This window comes from Pseudomonas sp. EA_65y_Pfl2_P74 (assembly GCF_963970575.1).
GTDB classification, from domain to species: Bacteria; Pseudomonadota; Gammaproteobacteria; order Pseudomonadales; family Pseudomonadaceae; genus Aquipseudomonas; species Aquipseudomonas baetica_A.
In genome coordinates this window covers 59866-86662 of the sequence record NZ_CAXAOQ010000021.1, presented here as the reverse complement: position 1 = coordinate 86662, position 26797 = coordinate 59866, and the positions used below count along the sequence as shown (strand labels likewise).

Annotated in this window: 19 protein-coding genes and 1 pseudogene; 9 read left to right on the top strand and 11 right to left on the bottom strand. The window is 59.6% G+C overall.

Annotated elements, in window-relative coordinates:
- Positions 1-350: 350 nt before the first annotated feature.
- The 3 genes and pseudogenes from AACY18_RS28150 to rimA all read left to right on the top strand — a co-directional run.
- Positions 351-1427 (top strand): annotated as a pseudogene (locus AACY18_RS28150) (methyl-accepting chemotaxis protein); the annotation flags it as partial.
- Positions 1413-2285, top strand: a complete 873-nt coding sequence (locus AACY18_RS28145) for a methyl-accepting chemotaxis protein (RefSeq protein WP_445261963.1) — start codon at positions 1413-1415, stop codon at positions 2283-2285. The pseudogene AACY18_RS28150 and the gene AACY18_RS28145, both read left to right, overlap by 15 nt.
- A 145-nt stretch (positions 2286-2430) precedes the next feature.
- Positions 2431-3210, top strand: coding sequence for a S6 modification regulatory phosphodiesterase RimA (gene rimA, locus AACY18_RS17895; protein ID WP_339433467.1), 780 nt, complete (start codon positions 2431-2433; stop codon positions 3208-3210).
- A 6-nt stretch (positions 3211-3216) separates the two neighbouring features.
- On the opposite strand, the gene pseH is transcribed toward rimA, so the two are convergent.
- Positions 3217-3768, bottom strand: coding sequence for a UDP-4-amino-4,6-dideoxy-N-acetyl-beta-L-altrosamine N-acetyltransferase (gene pseH / locus AACY18_RS17890; RefSeq protein WP_339433466.1), 552 nt, complete (start codon positions 3766-3768; stop codon positions 3217-3219).
- Positions 3769-3901: 133 nt separating this feature from the next.
- Here pseH and AACY18_RS17885 point away from each other — a divergent pair, with 133 nt between their 5' ends.
- Positions 3902-4111 carry a hypothetical protein gene (locus AACY18_RS17885; RefSeq protein WP_339433465.1) on the top strand — a complete coding sequence of 70 codons (210 nt, stop codon included), beginning with the start codon at positions 3902-3904 and terminating at the stop codon, positions 4109-4111.
- Positions 4112-4114: 3 nt separating this feature from the next.
- Here AACY18_RS17885 and AACY18_RS17880 read toward each other — a convergent pair whose 3' ends face one another.
- Both AACY18_RS17880 and AACY18_RS17875 read right to left on the bottom strand, forming a co-directional pair.
- The gene (locus AACY18_RS17880) at positions 4115-4906 is read right to left on the bottom strand and encodes a transporter substrate-binding domain-containing protein (protein ID WP_339433464.1); all 792 of its coding nucleotides are present in this window, start codon (positions 4904-4906) and stop codon (positions 4115-4117) included.
- 76 nt (positions 4907-4982) lie between these two features.
- Positions 4983-5465, bottom strand: coding sequence for a hypothetical protein (locus tag AACY18_RS17875; RefSeq protein ID WP_339433463.1), 483 nt, complete (start codon positions 5463-5465; stop codon positions 4983-4985).
- Positions 5466-5630: 165 nt separating this feature from the next.
- On the opposite strand from AACY18_RS17875, the gene AACY18_RS17870 reads away from it, so the two are divergent.
- Complete coding sequence (locus tag AACY18_RS17870) at positions 5631-6296, top strand: ribonuclease T2 (RefSeq protein WP_339433462.1); 666 nt, start codon at positions 5631-5633, stop codon at positions 6294-6296.
- Positions 6297-6864: 568 nt separating this feature from the next.
- Here the strand turns inward: AACY18_RS17870 and AACY18_RS17865 are convergent.
- The 5 genes from AACY18_RS17865 to pvdM form a co-directional block, all read right to left on the bottom strand.
- Positions 6865-9327, bottom strand: a complete 2463-nt coding sequence (locus tag AACY18_RS17865) for a TonB-dependent siderophore receptor (RefSeq protein WP_339465569.1) — start codon at positions 9325-9327, stop codon at positions 6865-6867.
- 117 nt (positions 9328-9444) lie between these two features.
- Entirely contained in the window at positions 9445-11094 is a 1650-nt protein-coding gene (locus tag AACY18_RS17860) for a cyclic peptide export ABC transporter (RefSeq protein WP_339433460.1), read from the bottom strand.
- A 147-nt stretch (positions 11095-11241) separates the two neighbouring features.
- Complete coding sequence (gene pvdO, locus AACY18_RS17855; RefSeq protein ID WP_339465567.1) at positions 11242-12150, bottom strand: dihydropyoverdine dehydrogenase; 909 nt, start codon at positions 12148-12150, stop codon at positions 11242-11244.
- 42 nt (positions 12151-12192) lie between these two features.
- Positions 12193-13473 carry a pyoverdine-tailoring periplasmic protein PvdN gene (pvdN, locus tag AACY18_RS17850; RefSeq protein WP_339433458.1) on the bottom strand — a complete coding sequence of 427 codons (1281 nt, stop codon included), beginning with the start codon at positions 13471-13473 and terminating at the stop codon, positions 12193-12195.
- Positions 13470-14840 carry a pyoverdine-tailoring dipeptidase-like protein PvdM gene (gene pvdM / locus AACY18_RS17845; RefSeq protein WP_339465565.1) on the bottom strand — a complete coding sequence of 457 codons (1371 nt, stop codon included), beginning with the start codon at positions 14838-14840 and terminating at the stop codon, positions 13470-13472. The genes pvdN and pvdM overlap by 4 nt, the downstream gene beginning before the upstream one ends.
- Positions 14841-15026: 186 nt before the next feature.
- Between pvdM and pvdP the strand changes: the two genes are divergently transcribed.
- A complete protein-coding gene (pvdP, locus tag AACY18_RS17840; RefSeq protein WP_339465563.1) occupies positions 15027-16646 on the top strand; it encodes a pyoverdine maturation tyrosinase PvdP in 1620 nt (539 codons plus the stop codon).
- A 42-nt stretch (positions 16647-16688) separates the two neighbouring features.
- Here pvdP and AACY18_RS17835 read toward each other — a convergent pair whose 3' ends face one another.
- From AACY18_RS17835 to AACY18_RS17825, 3 genes are read right to left on the bottom strand one after another with little or no spacing between them, the layout of a single operon-like run.
- Positions 16689-18080 (bottom strand): efflux transporter outer membrane subunit, encoded by a 1392-nt coding sequence (locus AACY18_RS17835; RefSeq protein ID WP_339433455.1) that lies wholly within the window; start codon positions 18078-18080, stop codon positions 16689-16691.
- Positions 18081-18087: 7 nt separating this feature from the next.
- Positions 18088-20061, bottom strand: coding sequence for a MacB family efflux pump subunit (locus tag AACY18_RS17830; protein ID WP_339465561.1), 1974 nt, complete (start codon positions 20059-20061; stop codon positions 18088-18090).
- Positions 20062-21231 carry an efflux RND transporter periplasmic adaptor subunit gene (locus AACY18_RS17825; RefSeq protein ID WP_339465559.1) on the bottom strand — a complete coding sequence of 390 codons (1170 nt, stop codon included), beginning with the start codon at positions 21229-21231 and terminating at the stop codon, positions 20062-20064.
- Between the two features lie 323 nt (positions 21232-21554).
- On the opposite strand from AACY18_RS17825, the gene AACY18_RS17820 reads away from it, so the two are divergent.
- The 3 genes from AACY18_RS17820 (at position 21555) to mgtA (ending at position 26780) form a co-directional block, all read left to right on the top strand.
- Positions 21555-22037: a sigma-70 family RNA polymerase sigma factor gene (locus AACY18_RS17820; protein ID WP_339433452.1), complete on the top strand. Its 483-nt coding sequence runs from the start codon at positions 21555-21557 to the stop codon at positions 22035-22037.
- Between the two features lie 135 nt (positions 22038-22172).
- Complete coding sequence (locus AACY18_RS17815; protein ID WP_339465557.1) at positions 22173-23507, top strand: lysine N(6)-hydroxylase/L-ornithine N(5)-oxygenase family protein; 1335 nt, start codon at positions 22173-22175, stop codon at positions 23505-23507.
- Between the two features lie 573 nt (positions 23508-24080).
- The gene (mgtA, locus tag AACY18_RS17810) at positions 24081-26780 is read left to right on the top strand and encodes a magnesium-translocating P-type ATPase (protein WP_339465555.1); all 2700 of its coding nucleotides are present in this window, start codon (positions 24081-24083) and stop codon (positions 26778-26780) included.
- The last annotated feature ends 17 nt before the right edge of the window (positions 26781-26797 follow it).

Here is a 26797-nt window from a genome sequence, read left to right as displayed (position 1 = left end):
GTGTGATGGCAATGCGTCATCACGCGCTTCTAAAAGTTCAATGATTATACAAAAATAAAAAGTTGTACAAGTTTTCCTAAAGTTTATAGCATCCCTTCCAGATATCTTTGCTGAATCGATCAACCTTGCGTGCAGGCACCCTGTTTGCGACGTGTTGGTTTGTCTGCCGATGCTCGCGTCGGGTTTCTCTTTGATGCATCAACAGCATCGCATTTTGCATTTCCGGGACAGCTGGAGTGTTCCGTAACACGCCTTGGATGACGACCCCCGAATATCTGGACGGTGACTGCAGTTGCCGAAGATCTATTTTTTGTGCCTGACGTTTCGCGTCAGGGCGTTTGAGGCTGAATATGGCAGTAGCATCGAATTTCCTGGGTGACATCAAGGTTTCCCGCAAGCTGGGAACCGGTTTCGGCATTCTTTTGCTGGCTGTTTTGGCCGTTGCTTTCATTGGCTATAACAGCAACAACGTGCTGGTTGATCGCTTGAGTACGACGCGCCTGATTGGCACGTTGAATGACGCTACGCAAAATATGCGATTGTCCGAAAAACAGTACGAAGCTGCGGCTGACGCTGCTTTCGTTGATTCTTATCACGCTCAGCTCAATGTCTTGCAGGGCTTGGTGGGCAGGGCACTGGAAACGTTGACGCGTGCCGAAAACCAACAAGCCTTGAAGGCTTTGCAAGCGTCTATCCTTGCCTATGATGAAAAGGTGAAGCGGCTGATCGATGCCGACAAGTCGACGACGGATGCCTTGAAACCGCTGAGTGCGCTGTCCGACAAGTACGCAGACACGTTTGCCGGGATGCTTGAAAGCACCACAACCAGCGCTCTGGCGTCAGCCGATAGCGAGCGCGTTCGGGAGTTACGTACGGTGGCTGACTTGCGCAACGGCATGACCCTGTTTCGCCTGATGTTGCGTCGCTACATCGCGGTGCCGAATGAGGTGAACAAAAATGTGCTTATGGCGACGACCGACACGTTCCTGAGCGATATCACTGAAGCGCGTACCCGTTTGCCGGCGACCCTGTCGAGCCAGGTTGAAGAAGCGTACGCCGGGATGCGTCGTTATCGCGACGTCTTGGTGGAAGTGGCCGGGCTGTTTGCGCAGAAGCAGAGCATGCGTCAGCAGGTCGATCAGGAAAGCAAGGCGATGGACAGCATCATGAACGGTCTGATGGATACCCAGCAGCGCCTGGCGCTTGAAGATCAGCGCTCAGCGTTTATTCAGATGGCGGTGTTGACCCTGTTGGCGCTGTTGGTCGGGTTGTTCGCTTCGGTGGTTATCTCGCGCCAGATCACTGCGCCGCTGGCATTGACGGTTGATCTGGCTCGACGAATTGCCAAGGGCGATCTGACGGTACAGGCCAAATCAAATCGCAAGGATGAGTTGGGCGATCTGCAAAACGCGATGCAAGACATGGCGCAGAACCTGAACACGTTGGTGCAAGGCATCGGCAATGGTGTCACGCATATTTTGACCTCGGCGGAAAAACTTTCGGCGATGAGCGAGCAGACCAGCGCGGGTGTTCGTCAGCAAAAAAGTGAAGTCGATCAAGTCGCCACGGCGATGCACGAAATGGCCTCGACGGTGCAGGAGGTCGCGCGCAACACCACCGATGCGTCCGCGGCCGCGACGTTGGCCGATCAACAGGCGCGCCACGGCAGTACGGTGGTGAAACAGGCGACGGTGCAGATCAGTGAGCTCGCTGTGGCCATTGAAGCGTTGGGCGGTGCGATGAACGTGCTGTCTCAGGACAGTGAGCAGATCGGTAAAGTGATCGATGTGATCAAGGCCGTCGCCGAACAGACCAATTTGCTGGCGTTGAATGCCGCTATCGAAGCAGCGCGGGCGGGTGAGCAAGGACGTGGATTCGCCGTGGTAGCAGACGAAGTACGCTCGCTGGCCCAGCGCACACAGGACTCGACCAAGGAAATCGAGGCACTGATCATTACCCTGCAACAAGGCACGCAAGCGGCCTCTACGCTGATGGCCTCCAGCCGCGAGCGCACCCTCGATACGGTGGTGTTGGCGCAAAAAGCCGAGTTGGCGATTACCGAGATCAATCAGTCCATCGGTACGATTCAGGAAATGAGCCTGCAGATCTCGGCCGCTGCCGAGCAGCAAAGTGCCGTGGCCGACGAGATTAATCGCAGCATCGTCAGCGTGCGTGATGTGGCCGACCAGTCGGCGGTTGCCAGCGAAGAGAGTGCGGCAGCGACGATTGAGCTGGCGTCGCTGGGGCAGGACTTGCAGCGAATGACTGCGCATTTCCGCACCTGATTATGCGAACGATCAGTCCACGGCACCTTCAAATATTCAGGCGCCGTTGGGCTAAAGTGATGCTTGGGTTGGCAGATAACCCGGCTCAAGCGCTGTTTCTTTATTTATCACCACGGACGGTTGCAACCCATTATCAGGGGGCGTCATGACCGACTTTCCAAAAACATCCGCCTCACCCGGAGGCTGCCAGGGCTGCAAAAACCAAGGCGCGCCGGATCTGGATTTCGCCTTTGCGTTTCAGCCCATTGTGGATCTGCGCGATCAAACAACCTTTGCCCATGAAGCCTTGGTTCGCGGCGTGAATGGTGAGGGGGCGTTGTCAGTTCTGGAGCAGGTAGACGATCAAAATCGTTATCGATTCGATCAACTGTGTCGTGTTCGGGCTATTTCCACGGCGGCTCAGTTAGGTATGACCGAGTACCTGTCGATCAACTTTTTGCCGAATGCCGTTTACCGTCCGGAATTGTGCATTCGCAGCACGCTTGAAGCGGCGCGCGCTCACGGGTTCCCGCTGGATCGCTTGATCTTCGAGGCGGTTGAGGGCGAGCACGTTGAAAAGAACAGCCATCTGACGAACATCTTGCGTGAGTACCGTGAGTTTGGTTTCAAGACGGCGATCGACGACTTTGGCGCAGGCTATTCCGGTCTTAACTTATTGGCGGACTTTCAGCCGGACTTGATCAAGCTGGATATGGCGTTGATCCGGGATATCCACCTTGACCGAGTTCGCCAGACCATCGTGCGTAACGTTGTGAACATGTGTAGAGAGTTGGGCGTCGAGGTGATCGCCGAGGGCATAGAAGAGGCGCAGGAAAGAGACTTTCTCGCTGATTGCGGCATTTATCTGATGCAGGGTTTCTGGTTCGCCAAACCTGCTTTCAAGTCACTGGCGCAGATTCCAAAGGGGGCGTGGCTCAAGCGCTGAGCGTCTTCAGCTCGCACTGATCCGCTCGATAACGGGGGCCAGCGCCGAGCGTTTGTGTAGCCACTCAGCCTTGGTAATCCCCAATAGCACGACGTCAACCCGCACTCCATCTTTCACCACGTTCTGTCGCCGTACGCCTTCCACTTCGAACCCGAACTTCTGGTGCATTTTGACCACCGCCGAATTCATCGCCAGCACTTCGCAATTCAGCTTTTCCAGCCCCGCGACGTCAAAGGCGTAATCCAGCATCCAGAACTCAACAACACTGCCCAGTCCTTTACCCTGCAATCTGACATCCAGATAAAACGCCCAATCGGCGGTTTTGTGCATTGCATTGATCGCATTCAACGAAACAACCCCGGCCGCTTGTTGATCCTTGATCACTACAAAAACCTGCTGCCGTGGGTTGGCCTGCAAGGAGGCCAGCCAGTTGGCATGTTCCTGTTCGGTGATTTCGTGGGAGGTGTACATGTACTTGCGCACGTCTTGCTGATTGCGCAGGTGGCGGACGTGGGCCTGGAGGTCGGGGCTGGCTTCGGTCAAGGGAAGAAATTGCATGCAGATGTCCTTGTCTGGCGCTGTGATTCTGAACTGGCGCTGTCGATCACGAAAGTTTCATGTTGCCGGGTACGGCGCGGGCCTAGGATGCTGACACAAGATCGTTGCTTTCCATCCCGAGGGGAATCGTGCCATGAGTCTGAACGTCGTCAAAGTGTTGTTGATTGCGACTGTGTCGGTGTTGAGTGCGTGTTCGGGGGCGGGAGGGTTGACCACGACAAGTTGTTTCTCCAGCGACTGTCAGTCGCCGCAGGGGCGCAATGCCAACACCTTGAAGTTTGGCGGGAGCAATATGGCTAACAGCTTCAACCAATACAGCTCCGGCCTGTTGCATGACGACTGAGGATTACTGCTCAGGTGTTACGGCAATCCATTCACTCAGCACTTTCTGATATTGGCCAGTGACCTTGCTCAGATGCAGCCACTGATCGACGTACAGTTTCCAGCTGATGTCATCGCGCGGCAGCAGGTAGGCTTTTTCCCCGTACTGCATGAATTGGTGCGGGTTGACCGCACACAAGCCGGGTTTGAGCTTCTGCTGATAACGCGCTTCCGAGGCGTCGGTGATCATTACGTCGGCCTTGTTGTCGAGCAGTTGCTCAAAGATCGTCACGTTGTCGTGCAGGGCCAGTTGTGCCTTGGGCAGGAAGGCATGAACGAAGGCTTCGTTGGTGCCGCCGGCAGGCTCGACCAGTCTTACGTTGGGCTGGTTGATCTGTTCGAGGGTCTGGTACTTGGCTTGATCGGCGCAACGCACCAGCGGGATCTTGCCGTCGACGTCAAGGGTGTTGCTGAAATAGGCCTTTTTCTGCCGTTCCAGGGTCACCGAAATCCCGCCCATGCCGATGTCGCACTTACCGGCCTGCATGTCGGGCATCAGGGTTTTCCAAGTGGTCTGCACCCATTGGACTTTGACGCCGAGGCTTTCGGCCAGCGAGCGCGCCATGCTGATGTCGATGCCTTCGAATTCGCCGTCGTCGCGCTTGAAAGTGTAGGGCTTGTAGTCGCCGGTGGTGCAGACGCGCAGTTGGCCTTGTTGCTGGAGGGTGTCCAGATGTGACGATTGTTCTGAAGCCTGAGCGCTGAAGGTCAGGGGCAGGGCCAGCAGGGTACCGAGCAGGATTGTGGTTGTTCTCATGGCTGTCGAGCTTCCAAGGGATCGGAGCGAGAAGTTAACCACGTTCTTGGCGCTGATCCCTATCGGTACGATGCACTTACAAGCCTAATCCCTCCTGCACCACCTGCAACAGGTTGTTTTCCGTCAGTGCAATCGCATCCAGTTGCTGCCCGGTTTCCATCGACTGCAACCACCAATGGCTTTCGTGGTGCTCATCGACGGTGCGCAGCAGGGAAGTGTCTTTGCCTGGCAGGGTAATCTGCACACGACCGCAACCATCCCCGGTAAAGCGTGCGATGGGATCAAACGTGAGGCTGTGGTGGTTGGCCTCGATCATCAATTGGTCGATGGCGTAATCATGGGTTTGACCGTCGGGCGAACTTTCGCAAACGTGGGTAGGGTTGCGTCGAATCTTCAGGCCGACTTCGGTCACTGGCTGCAACCACGCCTCGATGCGGTGGTACAGGTCATAGACCTGCGCCGGCCAGCAATCGATCTCCAGTTCCGCGCAGGTAATGTCGTCCGCGGGGGTGTGCCGGGTTTGCTTGAGCTTCGCGGCGAGTTCGTCTGCTTTACTCATTTCGGATCCCTGTGTTTGATGTCTGCTTATTAATCGTAGACCTTTCAACGGAGTACAGCGTTGCCTTGCGTCATGCGCTTGCAACACAAGCGTGTCGAAATCATGGCTGACCCAGTCGGGTCAGGATCGAAAACCACGGACGCAAGCGTCCCAAGGAGCGGGTGTATGAAAAAGCTGTTTACAATTTTGGCGGTGATTGCGCTGACGGCCGGTAGTATCGGCCTGAGTTCGGCGCGCCAATCCCAGGCCAGCAAGGTGCAGGCGGAATCAGTGGCGGGGGTGTTTGATTACTACCTGCTGTCGTTGTCCTGGTCGCCGACGTTTTGCCTTACACACAAGGACGACGTGCAGTGTTCCGGCAAAGGTTACGGTTTCGTGCTGCATGGTCTGTGGCCGCAATACGCCAAGGGCGGCTGGCCAGAATTCTGCCCGCCGATGGCTACGCTGTCGGCAGAGCAGAGCAGCAAGGGCATGACGCTGTTCCCGACCCGCAAATTGCTTGATCACGAATGGTCGAAACATGGCACGTGCAGTGGTCTCGGCGCGATGGGCTATCTGGATGCGGCGGATAAAGCGGTGGGCGCGGTGAAAATCCCGCAAGAGCTGCAACCGTTCAGTACGTCCTATTACTTTGAGGCGCAGGAGATTTCCGACTTGTTCCGCAAGGCTAACCCGGGGATTGCGGCGGATGGCATCGCGGTGATTTGCAGCGGCCCGGAATTGTCGGAGGTACGCGTGTGCATGGGTAAAGACCTGCAGCCTGGCGCCTGTGGCAAGGGTGTGAAAACTCAGTGCCGGGCAGGGGATATTCGGGTTCCGCCGTCGCGGTGATGTGATCGGCAATTGTTCAAGGAACGGCGCCTGAATGGGCGCCTTTTTTGCTTGAAGGTAATGGCTTCTTAGGGGGCAGCCCTTCGCTGCACCTGCTCTCGATGTGTTCGACTTCGTCGAACGGCCGCTGCGCTCCCACCCCCGGATCAATCCCGGAACGAAGCCTGCCGACGGGCCTTTGAGGTCAAGCGCTGTACGCGAGCTAACGCTCGTTGTGTGTACGCAAATTAAAACTGTAGGCGCCAGCCTGTTGGCGATGGTGGCCTGCCAGCCGACCAGTCTCTGGCGGGTGCCCCCATTCCCTGTAGAGGCTGCCGAAGGGTGCGATCTTTTGATCTGCGTTGGCCTTTGACTTGGAGCCCACCGTAGCGAGGGAACACTGAGTCTTGGCGAGATGAAGTACGTCCGGAAAAAGTGACCCGCTGTAAGAGCGGAACCGCCAGCCGCAACACCCAAAAAACGGATATTCACAAAGGCTACAAGAGCATGGTCGGCCCAACGGCCGCCTCGCTCAATCAAGCAAGAAAAACGCCGACAGATGTCGGCGCTTTAGTGAGTGCTGAACGTATTACCAGTTGTAGGTCACGTCGGCGGTCATGGTACGGCCTTCGCCGTAGTAGCAGTCGAGGGTGCTGTTGCACGCGGCAACGTACTTCTCGTCGGTGAGGTTCTGCAGGTTGGCTTGCAGCTTCACGCCTTTGATGTGCAGCGGCGATTTTTCCAGGTCATAGGAGACCATGGCGTCATACACGGTGTAGGACGGGATCTGGAACGAGTCCGACTCGTAGTCCGAACCGTAGCTGCTGCGCACGTAGCGTGCACCCAGACCCATACCGAAACCGGCCAGGGCAGTGGAGTTGTCGAAGTCGTAGTTGACCCAAGCGGACGCGGTCAGTGGTGGACGCATCGCCAGGGTGCGACCTTCACGACCGTCGTTGTCTTTCTCCCACTTGGTCTGGTTACGTGACACCGCAGCCATTACGCGCAGGTTGCGGGTGACATTGACCTTGCCTTCCAACTCGACACCACGCGAGCGCACGGTCCCGCTCTGGGTGCTGAAACCCGGATTGTTGAGGTCCGAGGTGAGCATGTTGTCCTGGTCGATCTGGTAGGCCGAAACCTGGATGAAGCCATCGATGGACGTCGGCTCGTACTTGATACCGACTTCGTACTGCTTGCCGGTGGTGGGTTCGAATGCGCCGCCGTTCATGTCGGTACCGGTTTGCGGCAGGAACGATTCGGCGTAGCTCACGTATGGCGTGATGCCGTTCTCAAACTCATAACCAAGGCCGGCACGACCGGTGAACTTCTCGTCCTTCTGGTTGGTGTGGCCGCGAGTCAGTGGTTGCTTGTTATCCGTTTCAGCGAAGTCATAACGACCGCCGAGTGTCAGGAACCACTGGTTCCAGCGCAGTTGATCCTGCGCGTACAGGCCGGTCTGCGTGATGGTGTTGTCCCATTTGTACGGCTGGCGGAAATTGATCTGGCTGCCATATACCGGGTTGTACAGGTCGATACCCGGGGCGGTGCGGTCATAGAGGCCAAGGAACTGCGAGTTGAAGTGGTAGTAGTCCACGCCCAACAGCACGGTGTGGTCGATATCGGCAGTCTTGAACTTGGCCTGGGCGATGTTATCGATGCCGTAAACCTTGTTGTGCTGCGACCAGTCCACCGCGTAACGGTTCTGGTAGCTATTGTCGTTAAGGCCGGTGACCGGGTTGGTCGGGAATGAATAACCGTGCAGCGGCGCCACGTACTGGTCGTTGACGTCGGCGTAACGAGCGTTCTGTTTCAGGGTCCAGACGTCGTTGAGTTCGTGGGCGATTTCGTAACCGAGGACGAACTGCTCGCGGTGGTACTTGTTCACGTCCGGCTCGCCAATGAACCGGCTGCGGCTGATACGCCCGTTCGAGGTGCTCTTGACCGTGCCGAACGCAGGTAAACCCTGGGCTTCCGGTACGTCGTGGTCTTTCTGGTACTGGCCGAAGACAGTGATGGTGGTGCGGTCGTTCGGTAGCCAGGTCAGGCTTGGCGCCAGCAACATGCGGTTCTGGCTGGCATAGTCGATGGCCGAGTTGCTGTCGTTGAACACGCCGGTCAGGCGATAGAGGAACTCGCCCTGATCGTCAATCGGGCCGCCGAAGTCGAAGGCACCGTATTTACGGTCATAGCTGCCGCCACCGATCTTCACTTCGTGCAGCGCAGTGGCGGTCGGACGCTTGCTGACCATGTTGACGATACCGCCAGGCTGGTTCTGGCCGTAAAGCACCGACGCAGGGCCCTTGAGCACTTCGACGCGCTCCAGGGTGTACGGGTCGATCTGCAGCGAACCGCCGGTGCTGCCGCCGCCATAAGGCATGTGCAGGCCATCGAGGTACAGCGGGGTAGGGGAAAAGCCACGGGAGGTTGGCTCGTCGAAAATCTTCACCCGGTCTGCAAAACCGCCGCCGGTCATGCCTGGTGTGTAGAGCAGGGCTTCGGTCACCGACTTCGAACCGCGCATCTTGATTTCGTCTTGAGTCACGACGTTGATGGTCTGCGGAATTTCCTTGATCGCCGTATCGGTTTTCGAACCCGAGGCGCTGCGCTTGGCGACGATCCCGGCAACCGGACCCCAGGCTGATTCCGCGGAGGCGGAAATGTTGGTCGGTGCCAGATCCAGGCTGGCGCCGTTGGCGTTGCGGGCGCGCAATGCGACGTTGTTGCCCTGCACGCTGTAGGCGATGTCGGTGCCATTGAGCAACTGGGCGATCGCGGCCGTTGGTTCCAGGTTGCCGTTGACGGCGGTGCTGCGCAGGCCACTCACTTCATCCGGGCTGTACAGCACCTGGAGGTTGGTCTGGCGGCCGAATTCCTGCAAAGCGCTCCCCAGCGACTGAGCAGGAATATTGATCGCCACGGCGGCGGCCTGGGCCTGGCCTGCCAATGGCAGGGTCAGAGCCATGGCGCACAGCGCTGGCAACGTGGAACCTAAGGAGCGGCGGATCAGCAGAGCCTTGGCGAGCGGGTGGAGTCCGTGCGGTGCGGGCATTGTTCTTCTACTCTTCAAAGTGTTGACTGAGAACTATTTCTATTAACTGTAAGTAAGACGTTGAGCCTTCCGAAAACCGGAAAGACTCAACGCACTTTTTTTACAAATTTTTCACAATCAGGCGGGTTGAAGCTCGGTGACCACTTTGCCGGCGTTCATGCGCACCAGTTGATCGGCGACATCGAAGTAACGATCGTCGTGGGAAATGACGATGATGGTTTTGCCCAGACGCTTGAGGTCAGGCAGCAGTTCGGTATAGAAGATGCGGCGGAAGGTCGGGTCCTGGTCGGCGGCCCACTCGTCGAACACCAGTACCGGCCGTTCTTCCAGCCACGCGTTGATCAGGGCCAGACGCTTGCGTTGGCCGGTCGAGAGGTCGGTGGTCGTGAACGAACCGTCGCGCACGCTGACCTTGTGCGCGATTTCCAGACGCTCCAGATATTTGTTGGCATCTTGCGGAATGTGCGTGTCGCCCTGCACCACGTCGTCGAACAGGTAGTAGTCGGCGAAAATCGTGGTGAACAGTTGACGGTAATCGTCACGGGTGGTGGCGTCGATGATCTGCTCGTTGAGGCGGATTTCACCTTGCTGCGGCGCGTACAGGCCCAGCAGCAGTTTGATCAGGGTGGTTTTGCCGCAGCCGTTCTCGCCCACGATGAAGAGGATGTCACCCTGTTCGATCTTCAGGTTCACCGGCCCGAGACGGAATGGGATCGTGCCTTGTACGGTCGGAAAACTGTACGAGACGTCGGTCAGCTCCAGGCTCTGCACCGTTGTCTTTTTATGGCCTTGATCGTTGAGCAGCAGGTGCGGTTCGGGTGAGGAAAACTGCTCGGACAACTCGGCGATACGGCGGAACGCGATCTGCGCGCGACTGACAATCGGCAGCGCGGCAATGATGTGTTCGAGCGGGCCTTTCATATACAGCAGCACCAGTACAAAGCCGCTCATGACCGCTTTGTCGGCGCTCGGCCACAGCGATTGCAGGCCCAGCGCAAGACCGATCACGACGAAGAACAGCATCGAACCGAGCGTCTTGGCGATCACGAATATGTTCACCGATCGCACCTGAATGTCGCAGATCTTGTCCGCCGTGCCTTCAATGCCCGAGACAAACATGCGGTGCCGGCGCGGACGGTGGATGCGCAGTTCCTTGGCGCCCTCGGCGAGCGCGTGGTAGTGCTTCTGCAGTTCGTCTTCGTAGTCGCGGGCCTTCATGAAACCCTGCATGCCACGCCCGCGAGCAATGTACTGAACGACCGTGCCGATCAGAATGGCGACCACCGTCAGCAGAAACATCGGCCACGACAGCATCGCCAGATAACCCATGCACCCGAGGGTCACGGTCATCGAAATCGCCAGCGGGGCGAATGCGAACGCGAAGTCGCTGATGGTGTCGACGTCGTGGGTCAACACCGGAATCAGGCGATGGCTGCGGTAGCGCTCGATCTGCTCGATCGGCGCCGAGAGGACTTTCTCGCCCAGTTCCTTGCGCAGTTTGGCGATGATGTGTTGGCCGACATAGTTGGTGCCAATGTCGGAAAAAATCGAGGTGGTCAGGGCTAGCAGACACAGGCCGGCGAAGACCGCGACCATGGTGTTGCTCAGGTCGCCTTCGCTGTGCAGCACGCTGTTGATGGTTGCCAGTAACGCGGTGACGCTCAGACCACCGACCATGCCGAGCAGGATCGCGCCGGTGACGATCAGCCGAAAGGGTTTGAGCAGGGCGAACAATTCATTGATCACCCCGCGTGTTGGATTGCTCATGGAGGTTCCCTGCTTGAGAGAGCGGCGAAGGCCGGCATTGACTCGCGGGCTTCGCCTGGATGACGTAGAGGGCGGTGGCGCGCCGTGTCGGTTGGCGCCCACCTGTAAAACGACTGGCAGGACGGCTAATTTAGCCGGGCGATAGCGCTACAGATCGCGGGCGACGCGAAAGCCGATCCAGTCGCCGCGCGTGTCGGTGTAGGTCGCGTTGCGATTGCCGGAGCGCGAGAACACTGGCGCCTCACCCCAGTCGTTGCCGCGTATGCGGCGCACTTCGCATTTGCCGCTCGACCAGGCACTGCCATCGCTGGGCGCACCGACGTAGTTTTCGTTGTAGCAATCGGCTGTCCATTCATAGATGTTGCCGTGCATGTCGTAGACGCCGAAGGCGTTGGCCGGGAAGCTGCCGGCCGGCGCAGTGAAGTTGTAGCCATCGGCGGCGCCGTAGGTGTTGGCGTGTTTGGCGATGCTGTATTCCTTGCCCTCATCGAACGGGAAGGGGAAGGGGCCGCTGCTGCCGGCGCGGGCGGCGTATTCACGCAGGGATTCGCTGACCAGTCGATATGGCTTGCCGGTTTTCTTCGACAGCCACGCCACGTACGCCTCGACTTCAGGGAAGTCCATGCACACCGCCGGATGCTTGTCGGTGTACTGCTTTTTCGGGTCGCTGCCCTGATAGTCGGGAATGCCGGCCTTGCAGGCGCGACCGGGGCGGGTGTCACCGTCGGGCATGTTGTAACCGGTGTCGGTGAGGTAGGCGTCCCACTGGCTCTTCAAAATCTGAAAGCGGCTGATCGCCAGCGGGTTGGCAAACGTCACCGGGTGCATCGGGCCTTCGTCAGGTTCGCGGCCGACTTCGTCATCCGGAGTGCCCATGGTGAACGTGCCGGTGGGCAGTACGACCATTTCCGGGCAGTCCTTGCAGTCCTTGAACACCTTGCCCGGCGCAGGTGGCGTGGCGGCGTGGGCGGCGCCTGGCAGCAGGCTGATGGCGAGGGCGGTGAGCATCAGTGCCGGCAGGGCCTTCAAGGAAAAACGACGCAGTTCACTGTTCATTGGAGGGGGCTCGCTAAAAGGAAAAAAAGGGATCGCGCGGGATCAAAGAGCTTGGTCGAGCACGGCCAGCAGTCGGTCGATCTGGGCTTCGTCGTTGAGCAGCCCCGGAGCGGTGCGGATGACCGGGCCGACATCGCGGTTGACGGCATCGGCCACCACACGATTGCTCATCAGGTGCGCAGCGATCTTGTCGCTGTCCTCGTCCTTGACCCGGAAGAACGTGAAGCCGGCGGACAGCTCAGGGCTCAATGGCGTGACGAGTTCAATTGACGGGCGTTGTTGCAGGCGTTTTTTCAGGTAGCTGTTAAGCGCGTGAATGCGCGCCTCGACCTCTGCCTTGCCCAATTGCAGGTGCAACTTGAACGCTTCGTCCAGCGCCCAACGGTGTTCGAACGCGTGATAGCCACCGGGGGTCATGGTGGTGGAAAACGTTGTCGCTTCGGAGAACGTTGGAATGATCGGTGTGATGTACCTGACCTCTTCGAAGCGGCTGCAAATGAGGCCGGTGCCGCGCGGGCCGAACATCCATTTGTGGGTGCCGGCGATAAAAAAATCGCAGTTCATCTGCGTGAAACTCAGGTCGTCCACGCCAAAACCGTGAACGCCATCCACCACATAAATGATTCGGTTAGCGTCACTGCGCCCACGGTTGTGTTTGTCGACGAGGGCGCCGATCTCGCCGATCGGCAGTTTCAGGCCGCTGCCCGAATGCACCCAGCACATCCCCAGCACGCGGGTTTCGGGGCGAATGGCGCTGTCGATGGCGGCCAGGATTTCAGCTTTGCTGGTGCGGTGCACATCTTTGAACAGAGGGATTTTGCGCACCCGCGTGCCGTCGCGTTCGGTGCGCAAAGCGAGGATGGTGTGAGTCGCGTAATGCTCGTGGACGGTGGTGAGGATTTCCTGATCGGCGCGCACATGTACGCCGCCGTAAATCGTCGCCAAGCCTTCGGTGGTGCTGCCCGTCAGCGCGATCTGCTTCGCGTTGACTTGCAGGTAACGACCCGCCCAGATCCGCACGTTTTCTTCGCGCTGTTCGATCACACCCAGATCCCAGTCCATCGCCAGGCCAGGGTTCTTGTCGAGGGCGGAGCGGTGCATTTCGATGGCGTCGCGCACGGGTTTGGGGTGCGAGGTGACCAAAAAATTGGAGAAGTGCAGGTAATCCGGATCCTGATCGAACAGTTGCTGCAACTGCGCCCACTTGTTGCGTGGCAACGGCGCGGCTGCTGAGGCGCTGGCGACACTCGGCAGGCTCGCCCCCAGTGGCAGCGCCGCCGCGAGAATCCCCGCCTGCTTCAGAAAGTCACGGCGATTGCTCATGGCTTGGCGGTTTCCTGCGCGGTGGCCAGCGAAGGTTTCGCGGCTTTTTCGACCTGATCCCAGACCCGCAGGAAATTGCCTCCCCAGAGCTTGGCGATGTCGGCTTCGGAATAACCGCGCGAGATCAGCTCGGCGGTGACGTTGCGGATCTCTGCCACGTTCTCGAAACCTTTGACGCCGCCGCCTTCATTGAAGTCGGAGCTGATGCCGACGTGATCGATGCCAATCTTGCGCACCGCGTAATCAATGGCGTCCCCCAGATCCTTGAGGCTGGCTTTCGGCTCTTGTTCGAGGATCCCGTAGAGGCGGCCGGCGTACTGGCCGAACTTCTGCTCGGACCACGCGGCAATGATCGGATCGCCGGGCATCAGCGCCATGGCCAGATTCGGCAATGGCGGCAGGTCGAACGCCTTGCGCATTTCGTTGAGTTTGTTCTGGGTTTCCAGAGTCAGCGGACGCAGGTACTGCGAGAACGCGACGATCTGGACGACGCCGCCGCTGTTCTTGATCAACTGCATTTCCTTGTCGCTGAGGTTGCGCGGAATATCGACCATCGCTCGCGGCGCCGAATGCGAAGCCACCAGTGGCGTGCGGCTCAGTTGCGCGACTTGCTCAAGGGCCTTGGTCGACATCTGCGATACGTCGATGATCACACCCAGATCGTTCAGGCGCTTGACCGCTTGCCTGCCCAGATCCGAGAGGCCATCGAGGGCGTCCGGCGAATCATTGAGGAACGGCAGCGGACGCGACGAATCGGCCCAGTCGTTGTTGCCGATGTAGCTGAAGCCGAACATGCGCATGCCGCGTGCCGTCCACATGTCCAGCAGGCTCAGGTCGTGGCCCAGTGGATAGGCGTTGAGCATGCTGATGAAAATCACGAACTTGCCTTCGCCGTGCAGGCGCCGGAAATCGTCCGGGGTGTAGGCGATGGCGACCTGATTGGGATAGTCACGGACCATGCCGGAAATGATCTTGAAGCGGATCTCCTGCTGGTTGCGCGCCTCTTCGACGAAGCCGGGCGTCGGTTTGTGAGGCGCATTCGGACCGTTCCACATTTCCGGCCAGCCGAAGATGGTCAGCGCAGCGCCCGACAGACGTCCACGGTTGGCCTTGGCCAGATCGAACTGGCCGTCACCGTCCTTGTCGGCTTCGTGGCCGTCGGTGCCGAAATTTTGCGTCAGGCTGACATGGCTGTCGAAGGAGAGCATGCGTTCGTGCAGCTCATCGGCCTGTTTCATGACTTTGACCGGGTAGCCGAGGTCGTCCTTGAACCCGAGTTGCCAAACGGCAAAGCCTGCGCCGGCGCTGATTGCCAGGGCCAGTGGCAGGCCGATCAATAGAGCCTTTTTCGAACGTGGTTTTGTCATTGCCATCTCAGTCAGGTTCGCCATCGAGGTGCAGGCGCGGGGGCCTTTGCTATCTGGGAAGAACGAGTAGTCGGCAGGGAAATTTAGGCGCGTGAACCTCTGGCAAAAGCGGCGCCTTAAATTTGCCGCAGCAACAAACGTTCTAGCTTGGATAAAGCCTGCTTCATGGCTGACACAGGTAGGGCAATGAAGATTTCTCGACGATGGTTCATGGCGGGCCTGGCGCTGACGGGCGCTGCCGTGCCGGCGGTTTATTTTGGGCATCGTGAATGGACGAAGCCGGACCCGACGATCACGCCTGGCGAAGCATCATTCGACGTCGCCGACAGGGCCGGGCAACGCTTGGCGAATGCGTTGCGCGGGGTTTGGGACATCCGTTTCGAAGGCTGTGACGCAGGTCTTGAAGGCTTGCCGCTGAAGGGGCTGCAAGTGTTTCTGGACATTGGCCAGAAGGGCCGAGGCGTGTGCGGCTTTCTCGATGCGCCCGAACGCTTGCGCTCTGGCGACAGGCCTTGTTACCGAATTCTTGGCGATCTCGCCGGGGCCGATGCCGCGAAGTTGAGTTGGCGGCTGATCGGCGCTGATGGCCAGATCAGCTATGAGCTGGAAATGATCCTCGATGAAGTCTGGGCCGACTTCGGCAATGCCGGCAGTGGCACCCTCAGCGGCAAAGCGCTGCGACTTGATCGGGCGTTGAGCCTGCCAGCGCAGGACAACCGCTTCGTGGCGGTCAAGCGCCTGTTTCCCGAATCGCGCGAGCGCACACCGTTGAACGCGACGTTGCTGGCCTGGCTGATCTCTCCTGAACATCGCCTGTTCCACCAGTTGTGGCATGCAACCCGGGACAAGTGGCACAAGCTTCCCGAAGACAAGCGCGAGGCGTTGCGCGGCATTGGCTGGCAACCCGGCCCGCGTGACAAGGAGCGTGATGCCCGTGGCCCGCGCAAGGATCGCAACGGTTCGGGCGTGGACTTTTTCTTCATGCACCGGCACATGCTCGGGACGGCGCGATCGATGCAGGATCTGCCCTCCTGGGAATACTTCCCGCTGCCGCAGCCGGAGTTGATCCGCGACCGCATCGGTTTTGCCCGTTACTTCGATAATCATGACGGCACGGCTTTGCCACCGACGTGGACGGCCACAGGCGATGACGAGTTCAGTCAATGGGTTAGCGACATCAAGACCGCCGAAACTTACGAAAGCAATTTCCAGGTCTGGGAGTCGCAGTACCGTGATCCGGCGTATCTGGCAAAACTCACGCTGGGGCAGTTTGGCTCGGAAGTCGAGTTGGGCCTGCATGACTGGCTGCACATGCGTTGGGCTTCGGTGCCGCGCGATCCGTCCAATGGTCAACCGGTGCCGTTTGCCCGCGATCCTGCGGACTTCGACGCACGCTGGTACAACGCCGAAAACGACTTTCTTGGCGATCCGTTCTCGTCCCACGTCAATCCGGTGTTTTGGCATTTTCATGGCTGGATCGATGACCGGATCGAAGACTGGTTCCGCGCTCACGAGCGTTTCCATCCGGGTGAAGTCACGCGCCTGCAAGTCAACGGCGTGCATTGGTTCGCACCGGGGCGCTGGGTCGAGGTCGATGATCCGTGGCTGGGGCCGATCACCCATGGTTGCAGCACCACGCCGGGATTGCAGAGGGGAAAAACCGTCGAAATGGACCCGGAAACCATGAAACTGGCGCTGCGCATCACCTTCATCACCGACGAGGACAAGCTCGCCGGCCTGTTCCGTCGCGTGCCGCAACGACCATGGTATGCGCGCAATCTGAAGCCTAAAACCAGCCCGGCTTGAGGGCTGCGTCATGGTTATTTCGCGAGCAGGCAGGCAGCGAAATTACAGCGCCTGCCACCCACCCCCAAGTGCCTTGTATAACGCAATGCTCGCCTGCACCCGCGACAGCCGCAGTTGTACGTTCTGATCCTGCGCCGCATACAACGTGCGCTGGGTTTCCAGTACCGTCAGCAAGTCTTCGGCGCCGGCCTGATAGCGGCTTTGGGCGATGTTGAAGGCGGTCTGCGCCTGGCTTAATTCTTCGTTCTGCCACAACCGCTGCTCATCAAGGCGCCGAATGCTGTTGAGGGCTTTCTCCACATCAGCGAAGCCATTGATGATCGCGCCACGATAGTTCTCCAGCAGTTCTTGCTGGCGTGCCGTGGCCTTGTCGCGTTCAGCGCCGAGACGGCCGTTATTGAAAACGGGCGCGACCAATCCGGCGGTGAGGTTATAGAACGGGCTGCGGAACAGGTCGTCGAACTGGTTGGCGCCTGAGCCGAGCTGAGCCGTCAGGGTCAGCGCCGGCAGCATGGCCGCGCGGGCGACTTTGACGTCGGCCTCGGCGCCAGCCAGTTGCGCTTCGGCGCGAGCGATGTCCGGACGACGGCTGAGCAGCTCGCTGGGAACCCCAGCAGCAATGTCCGGCCAGTGCAGGTGATCGAAGGATTCTTTCGGCGACAGTTGCTGCACCGGTTGGCCGAGCAGGGCGGCCAGGCTGATCAGTGCTTCCTGGGCCTCCTGTTGCACGCGCGGCAGTTGCCATTGTTGCGCGGCGACCTGGCTCTTCTGCTGCGCCAGTTCCAGCGCGGTGGCCGAGCCTGAGTCAAAGCGCGTCTGCACCCGTTTCAGCACGCTTTGCGCGTTGGCCAGATTCAGCTCGGCGATGCGGCTTTGCTCGCGCAGCGACAGGGTTTTTGCATAGGTATTGGCAACGCCGCTGAGCAGTGTCAGCTCCACGGTCGCACGATCGAATTCACTGGCCTGCAGGGTGAATTGCGCACTGTCGCGGGACGCGCGTTTGCCGCCCCAGAAGTCGATTTCGTAAGTGGCGCTCAGATTTGTATCGAAGTAATCCACGGCCTTGTTGCTGCTGTTGGCGTCCAGTTGGCTATAGCCGTTACCGCGCAGCAGTGTTTGCCGATTGGCGTTGAGCCCGGCTTTGACTTCTGGCAGCAATGAGCCGCCGGCGATCACCGTGTCGGCCTGCGCCTGACGCACCCGGGCAACGGCCGCCGCGAGGTCGAAGCTGCCGGCGCGTGCCTGTTCGATCAGGCTGTCGAGTTCCGGGCTGCCGAACTGCGTCCACCACTGTGCATTGTTGCGGGCGGCGCTGGCGGCTTGTGGCGATTGCCACGTCGCCGGTGGCAGCAGGCCGCTGTCCGGGCGCTGGACGGGATTGGCGCAGGCGCAGAGGATCAGGCACACGGTCAACAAACTGAGGCGCGGTTTCATAGATCGATCATTCACTGGTAAGGGCTGTGACCGGGTCGAGCCGGGCAGCTTTGCGGGCCGGCATGAAGCCGAAGACAACACCGGTGATCAGGGCGCAAGCGAAGGCGCCAAGCACCGCGGTCAAGGAAAACGCCACGGCGACTTCGCTGAGCACCAGCACGCCGCCGACGATCAGCGCCAAGGCGATGCCGGCGATGCCGCCGACCACCGAGAGCATCACCGCCTCGGTGAGGAACTGGCGCAGGATGTCGCGCTGCCTGGCGCCGGTGGCCATGCGGATACCGATCTCGCGAGTGCGTTCGCGCACAGTCATGAGCATGATGTTCATCACGCCGATACCGCCCACCAGCAGCGAGATCGCGGCAATCGAACCGAGCATCAGTGACAGTGTGTTCTGCGTGCGCGCCTCGGCCTGGATCATCGCGGCGTTGTTGGTCAGTTCGAAATCTTTCTTGCCGTTGTGCAGGCGCAGCATCAGTTGTTCGATGGCCTGTTCGGCTTCCTTGACCCGGCGGGCGTCGGTGGCAGCGATGGCCACGTATTCGGGATCGCGGGTGCCGAACAGGCGCACGCTGGCCGCCGAATAGGGCACGGCGATGCGGTCGTCGCTGTCGGAGTCGCCGGAGCTGGCACCTTTTTCCGCCAGCACGCCGACCACCTGGAAGGGCACGTTCTCGATCAGGATGTATTGGCCGATGGGGTTGCTCACACCCTTGAGCAATTTACTGCGGACCTTGTGGCCAATCACTGCAACGGCCGCTGCGCTCGCTTCGTCGGCGTCGGTGAAATAACTGCCTTGCACCACGGGCCAGTTGAAGATTGCCGGGAAGTTTGTGTCGTTACCGCCGACATAACTCATATGGTCGACGTTGCCGTAACGTACGCCGGCCTCGGCGCCATTGACGGGCATGATTCGCTGCACTTGCGGCAGGCTCGCCAGTGCATGGACGTCGTCGAGGGTGACGATTCCCGGCGGCGTGCGCGGATTGGGCGCGGAGCCGCTCAGATAAATGATGTTAGAGCCGAATGCGCCCATTTGCGCCATGACCTGGCGCTTGCTGCCTTCGCCTACCGCCAGCATTACCACCACTGACGCCACGCCAATGATGATCCCGAGCAGGGTCAGGGCGGTGCGGAAGCGGTTGATCCACATCACCCGCCATGCCGCGTGCAAGGCGTCCACCAGCTCACCTTTCCAGGCGCCGGTGGCCTCGGCACCCTCGGCCAGACGCTTGCGCAAATCCACCGCCTGCAAGGCGCCGGGGTTGGCCGTGGTCTGTGCCTCGGGATTGTCTCGGGCGCTGTCGCTGATGATCAGACCGTCGCGGATTTCGATGATGCGTTTGGCCCGCGCCGCCACTTCGCGATCGTGAGTGATGAGGATCACCACATGACCCAGGCTCGCCAACTCGTCGAGCAGCGCCATGACCTCTTTGCCGCTGTGGCTGTCGAGGGCCCCGGTGGGTTCGTCGGCGAGAATGATGTGGCCGCCGTTCATCAAGGCGCGGGCGATCGAGACCCGCTGCTGTTGGCCGCCGGAGAGTTGATGGGGGCGGTTGCCCAGGTGTGAAGCGAGGCCGAGACGATCAAGCAGGGCGGCGGCGCGGGCATGGCGTTCGGCGGCCGGCGTGCCGGCGTAGATGGCCGGCATCTCGACGTTTTCCTGAGCCGAGCCGGACGGAATCAAATGGTAGCCCTGAAACACGAATCCGAAGGCCTCGCGGCGCAGCCAGGCCAACTCATCGCTGTTCAGGCCGGCAACATGTTCTGAGGCGAAGCGATACTCACCTGACGTTGGCCTGTCCAGACAGCCGAGGATGTTCATCAGCGTCGATTTGCCGGAGCCGGAAGCGCCGATGATCGCCACGAACTCGCCGGCCTGGATCGACAGGTTGATGCCGCGCAACACATGGACTTCAGGCGCGTCGCCGCCGCCGTAGGATTTGCGGATGTCCTTCAGGTCAATCAGAGGCGTTTGCATTCAGTCTCCGCTGCCGACAGCGGGGCCGATCAGCAAGTGATCACCTTCGCTCAAACCATCGAGAATCTGCACCTTGAGCCGGTCGCTGATGCCAGTGCGCACCTCGCGAGATTCAATGTTGCCGTTGGCGGCGACTACCTGAGCGGTCTGCAGGTTGGCCGTGTCGCTGCCTTGCAATGCTGCGACCGGTGCAGTGAGGACATCTTTGGCTTGATTGGCGACGAAGAATACTTGGGTGGTCATCTCGGCCATCAAGGCGTTGTCGGTGTTGTCGACGTCGAGCAGCACGGTGTACAGCACGACGCGGGCGCTGCCGCTTTTGCTGCTGGCCGGGCTGCCGCCGCCCTGGCTGGTCTGATCCAGCGGTTTGGGTGGCACTGGCAGAATCTGCCGCACAGTGCTGCTCCAGCGCCGGTGGCCGCCGCTGAGGGTGGTGAAGTACGCGCTCATGCCCGGTTTGACATGACCGATGTCGGCTTCGGACACCTCGGCCCACACCGTCATTGGCGAGAGCTTGGCGATGCGCAGGATCAATGGTGTCTGTTGCTGGGCATTGAGGGTCTGGCCTTCGCGCGCATCGAGAGCGACCACGGTACCGGCCATTGGCGCATAAATGCGGGTGTAGCCAAGTTCGGCCTGATCGCTGCGCAGGCTGGCTTGGGCCTGACGGATCTGCGCCTGGAACATGTCGATGCGGGCCTGCGTGGCTTTCAGCTCGGCGCGGGCGGTCTGCACGTCTTCTTCGCGGGTCGCACCGCCGGCGGCAAGATTTTGCTGGCGCTGGTACTTCTGTTGCGCCAGTTCATGCTGGGCGCGTTGTTCCTGCAATTGCGCCTTTAGATTCTCGACGGAGAAGCGCCCGGCATCGAGCTTGGCCTTCTGCGTCGACGGGTCGATTTCCACCAGCAACTGGCCTTCCTTGACCACGTCGCCGACTTCTACGTGGATCTTCTGTATCTGGCCCGAAGCCTGCGCGCCCACATCCACATAGCGGCGTGGTTGCAGGGTGCCGAGTGCGGTGACGCTGCTTTCGATGTCGCCGCGTGTGACTTGCACGGTGGCAAATCTATCCCGCCCTGGCGGCATGATCTGCCACGCGGCGTAAGCGACAACGGGGATCAGACAAAGGACTACAAGCAGGGCGCGTCGGGCGGGGCGGGGACGTTTCATGCAGGGTTCCGGCCAGTGGAAATCGGCCCGTCGTTCGGCTGGCACACGGATTCGGGCAGCGCTGAACGCCGTCGCAGGGCGCGACAGACACGGGGAGCTGTCCTGTAAACGAGGAAAGTGCAGGGGAATTTAAGCGCGGACACACCCAGTAACAGCTATAGAACAGGACTATTTATCGGGCAAAGACAAACGCTACTTTAAATCTATATGAGAATTACTATAAATTACGCACCTTACGTTGCCACTATCTTGCTACCGCTCATCGCGGGGTGATCGATCAGTGTGCTCATGGACACAAACCGCACCTTTTGCGGCCGGGAGTCATGTTGGAAAACTACTATCGCGAGCTGGTGTGTTTCCTGAACGCCAAGCTGGGCAACCGTCAGGTTGCCGAGGATGTGGTGCATGACGCTTATCTGCGGGTGCTGGAGCGTTCCAGCGACACACCCATCGAGCAACCCCGGGCCTTCCTTTATCGTACGGCGTTGAATCTGGTCATTGATGATCATCGACGCAACGCGCTGCGCCAGGTCGAGCCGCTGGAAGTGCTCGACAACGAAGAGCGCTATTTCACGCCTTCCCCCCATGGCACCCTCGATCACGGCCAGCGTCTGGAAATGCTCCAGCGTGCGCTGGCTGAACTGTCGCCCGCCTGCCGCGACAGTTTTCTATTGCGCAAGATCGACGGCCTGTCGCACCCGGAAATCGCCGCACAGCTCGGCCTTTCCAAGGCCCTGGTGGAAAAGCACATCGTCAATGCGATGAAACATTGCCGTCTGCGGATCAAACAATGGGATGCCCATTGAGCCGTCGTCGTTAAATTTTATTTCACTGTTCTCGTTCCTACTCAACAGACGACCTGCCGTCCTGCTCAAGGCCGGTCAGGTCACTTAGGCTTTCCTTTCCCCACTGTTGAGGGGTTCATCCAGAGGACACTGGAAATGACACAGGCAATTGCATCGCCCATCGTTCACGACCTGATCGGCGTCGGTTTCGGCCCTTCGAACCTGGCGCTGGCCATCGCTCTGCAAGAGCGCGGCCCGAGCCAGGGCGAGCTGGATGTGCTGTTCCTCGACAAGCAGGCCAACTACAGCTGGCACGGCAATACCCTGTCGACTCAGAGCGAGCTGCAGATTTCCTTCCTCAAGGATCTGGTGACCCTGCGCAATCCGACCAGCCCGTACTCGTTCGTCAATTACCTCAAGTATCACGGCCGCCTTGTGGACTTCATCAACCTCGGCACCTTCTACCCGTGCCGCATGGAGTACAACGACTACCTGCGCTGGGTCGCCGGGCAGTTCACCGAGCAGAGCCGTTATGGCGAAGAAGTGCTGACCATTGAGCCTGTGCTGCACAACCATCAGGTCGAAGCGCTGCGCGTGATTTCCCGCGACAGTCAAGGTCAGCAACATGCGCGGACCACCCGTTCGGTGGTGGTCAGTGCCGGCGGCACGCCGCGTATTCCCGAGGCGTTCAAGGCGCTCAAGGGCGACAGCCGCGTGTTCCACCATTCGCAATACTTGTCACAGATGGCCAGGCAGCCGTGCGTGAACAATCAGCCGATGAGCATTGCGATCATCGGTGGCGGGCAGAGCGCGGCGGAAGCCTTCATTGATCTGAACGATTCGTTCCCGTCGGTGCAGGTCGACATGATCCTGCGCGGCTCGGCCCTCAAGCCAGCCGACGACAGCCCGTTCGTCAACGAAGTGTTCGCGCCGGAGTTCACTGACCTGGTGTTCCAGCAAAACAACGCCGAGCGTGAGCGTCTGGTCAACGAGTACCACAACACCAACTACTCGGTGGTCGACATCGATTTGATCGAGCGCATCTACGGCATCTTCTATCGTCAGAAGGTGTCCGGGATTGCCCGCCATGCCTTCCGCACCCTGACCACCGTCGAAAACGCCACCGCCACCGAAAACGGTATCGAGCTGACCGTGCGCAACAACGCCACCGGCGAGGTAACCGTTCGCCTTTACGACGCCGTGGTGCTGGCCACCGGTTACGAGCGGCAGATGCACCGCAAACTGCTGGCGCCGCTGGAAGAATACCTGGGCGAGTTCGAGGTCGATCGCCACTACAAAGTGATCACCGATGAGCGCTGCAAGGCAGGCATCTACATGCAGGGTTTTTGCCAGGCCAGCCATGGTTTGAGCGACACACTGCTGTCGGTGCTGCCGATTCGTGCCGATGAAATTGCCGGCTCGTTGTATGAGCATGGCAAGCATCGTGGGCATCGTTCGATGGCGGATCTGTTGTTGGCGACTGCCAGCTAGATTCTGCTGCGACTGATTCATCGCCTTCGCGAGCAAGCCCGCTCCCACACTGTTTTTCTGTGTAGGCAGGAGAAAATGTGGAAGCAGGCTTGCTCGCGAAGGGGCCATTTGAAGCAACACAAATTCTGAATCCTGAACCCTTCCTGAAGAGCCCTGTAATTCCCCGACACACCTCCTTTTGCCGGTTTACTCTCCAGATATCGGGGCGTAAGCTTCGCGCGTTTTCATCAATAGCGGAGACCCACAGTGGGTACTTGTTCGAGTGACAGTTGTCGGCCGGTCTCGATAACCGGCAGATTCTCGGCAAGATAACGCGCCTCTTTTGTGCCGTTGTCTCGCCGTAAAAGCGAGCAGCGGCATCCCGTGCATGGCCCGTCCTGGGTCATGTCTGGACGTTCCTTCTCATCGACACTGAAAGAGCGTGATTTCGACTCATCGTCGTCATCGCAGCCCTATCGACACGCCTGTCTTTTCTGACCGGCGCGCCAAGCCTTGCCGTGCCGGTTTTTCCGGCGGCACAGGCGCGGCCGTACCTGCTTGACGGTTTCCCGGCTGACCATAGGGGCAACAGCCATGAAACTTACGCTCAAGGAATTTTTCGCAGGCTTTCTGCGGACCCGTCACTTCGCCCGGCACTTCCGTCGTCTGGCGTTGCTGGAATCGATCACCGACACCACGGTCAGCCGTGAAGTCCCCCCCACTCTGGCCAACACGCTGGTCGATGCTGCCCATTGCGACAGTGGTGCATTGCTGTCTTCACTGGGCACCCATTGCGACGGCCTCACCGACTTGGAAGTCGATGCGCTGCGTGCGCAGTACGGTTTCAACGAAGTCGAACACGAGCAACCGCTGCCATGGTGGACCCACCTGTGGCACTGCTACAAAAACCCGTTCAACCTGCTGCTGACACTGCTGGCGTTGATCTCGTGGCTGACCGAAGATCTGCAAGCCGCCGTGGTGATTTTCTCCATGGTGGTGCTGTCGACGCTGTTGCGCTTCTGGCAGGAAAGCAAATCCAACCAGGCGGCTGATGCGCTCAAGGCGATGGTCAGCAACACCGCCACCGTCATGCGCCGTGATGAGCCACGCACTGAAGTGCCGATCAAACAACTGGTGCCCGGCGATCTGATCGTGTTGTCGGCCGGTGACATGATTCCTGCCGATTGCCGCGTGCTCAGCGCCAAAGACCTGTTTGTCAGTCAGGCGGCGATGACCGGCGAGTCGATGCCAGTGGAGAAATTCCCACGTCAGGCGGATCGCGACACGCGCAACCCGCTGGAGCTGGACAACATTTTGTTCATGGGCACCAACGTGGTCTCGGGCACGGCGGTGGCGGTGATTCTCACCACGGGTAACAGCACGTATTTCGGTGCGCTGGCGCAACGCGTGGGCGCGACGGATCGGGCCGTTACCTCGTTCCAGCAAGGCGTCAACAAAGTCAGTTGGCTGTTGATCCGCTTCATGTTCGTGATGGCGCCGCTGGTGTTGTTCATCAACGGTTTCACCAAGGGTGACTGGACGCAAGCGCTGCTGTTCGCGCTATCGATTGCCGTGGGCCTGACCCCGGAAATGCTGCCAATGATCGTCACCTCGACGTTGGCCAAAGGCGCGGTATTCCTGTCGCGCAAAAAAGTCATCGTCAAACGCCTCGATGCGATCCAGAACTTCGGCGCCATGGACGTGCTGTGCACCGACAAGACCGGCACCCTGACCCAAGACAAGATCTTTCTGGCGCGCCACGTCGACGTCTGGGGTGAAGACTCGGACGACGTGCTGGAAATGGCTTATCTCAACAGCTATTACCAGACCGGCCTGAAAAACCTGTTGGATGTGGCGGTGCTGGAACACGTCGAAGTCCACCGTGAACTCAAGGTCGGCACGGCGTTTCGCAAGGTCGATGAGATCCCTTTCGACTTCGACCGTCGGCGCATGTCTGTGGTGGTCGAAGGGCGTGGTCAGGCGCATCAATTGATCTGCAAAGGCGCGGTGGAAGAAGTGCTGGCGGTGTGCACTCGTGTGCGCCACGCCGACGTCGATGAAGCCTTGAGCGATGAATTGCTGACCCGGATTCGTCAGGTCACCGCCGCATTCAACGCTGAGGGCATGCGCGTGGTAGCGGTGGCAGCCCGATCGATGCCTGAAGGTCGCGACACTTACAGCCTGGCCGATGAGGCGCAGCTGACGCTGATCGGCTACGTGGCGTTCCTCGATCCACCGAAAGAAAGCACCGCGCCAGCGCTCAAAGCCTTGGCCGAACATGGCATCGCCGTGAAGGTGCTGACCGGCGACAACGAGTTGGTGACCGCAAAAATCTGCCGCGAAGTCGGCCTGGCGCAACAGGGCCTGTTGCTGGGCAACGACGTCGAGCGCATGAGCGATGCCGAACTGTCGGTGGCCGTGGAAACCACCAATGTCTTCGCCAAGCTGACGCCATCGCACAAGGAGCGCATCGTGCGCACCCTCAAAGGCAATGGGCATGTGGTCGGGTTCATGGGCGATGGCATCAACGATGCGCCGGCACTGCGCACCGCTGATATCGGTATCTCGGTGGACAGCGCGGTGGACATCGCCAAAGAAGCGGCGGACATCATCCTCCTGGAAAAGAGTCTGATGGTGCTGGAGGAGGGCGTGCTTGAAGGGCGCCGAACCTTCGCCAACATGCTCAAGTACATCAAAATGACCGCCAGTTCGAACTTCGGCAACGTCTTCTCGGTGTTGGTCGCCAGTGCATTCATTCCGTTTCTGCCGATGCTGCCGATGCATCTGCTGGTGCAGAACCTGCTCTACGACATTTCGCAGATCGCCATCCCGTTCGACAACGTCGATGACGAAATGCTGAAAAAACCACAACGCTGGCAGCCGGGCGACGTCGGGCGTTTCATGCTGTTCTTCGGCCCGATCAGTTCGATCTTTGACATCACCACGTTCGCCTTGATGTGGTACGTGTTCGATGCCAACACCCCCGATCACCAGACGCTGTTCCAGTCCGGCTGGTTCGTGGTCGGGCTGCTGACCCAGACGCTGATCGTGCACATGATCCGCACGCCGAAGATTCCGTTCCTGCAAAGCCGTGCCGCCATGCCGCTGCTGGTGATGACCGGGATCATCATGGCGGTCGGCATCTTCCTGCCGATGGGGCCGTTGGCGCATTACTTCAAACTGCAGGCGCTGCCATCGCTGTACTTCGTGTTCCTGCCGGTGATTTTGCTGGCGTACATGGCCCTGACCCAAGCGGTCAAAGGCTTCTACATCCGCCGGTTCGGCTGGCAGTAACACCACCGTACCTGTGG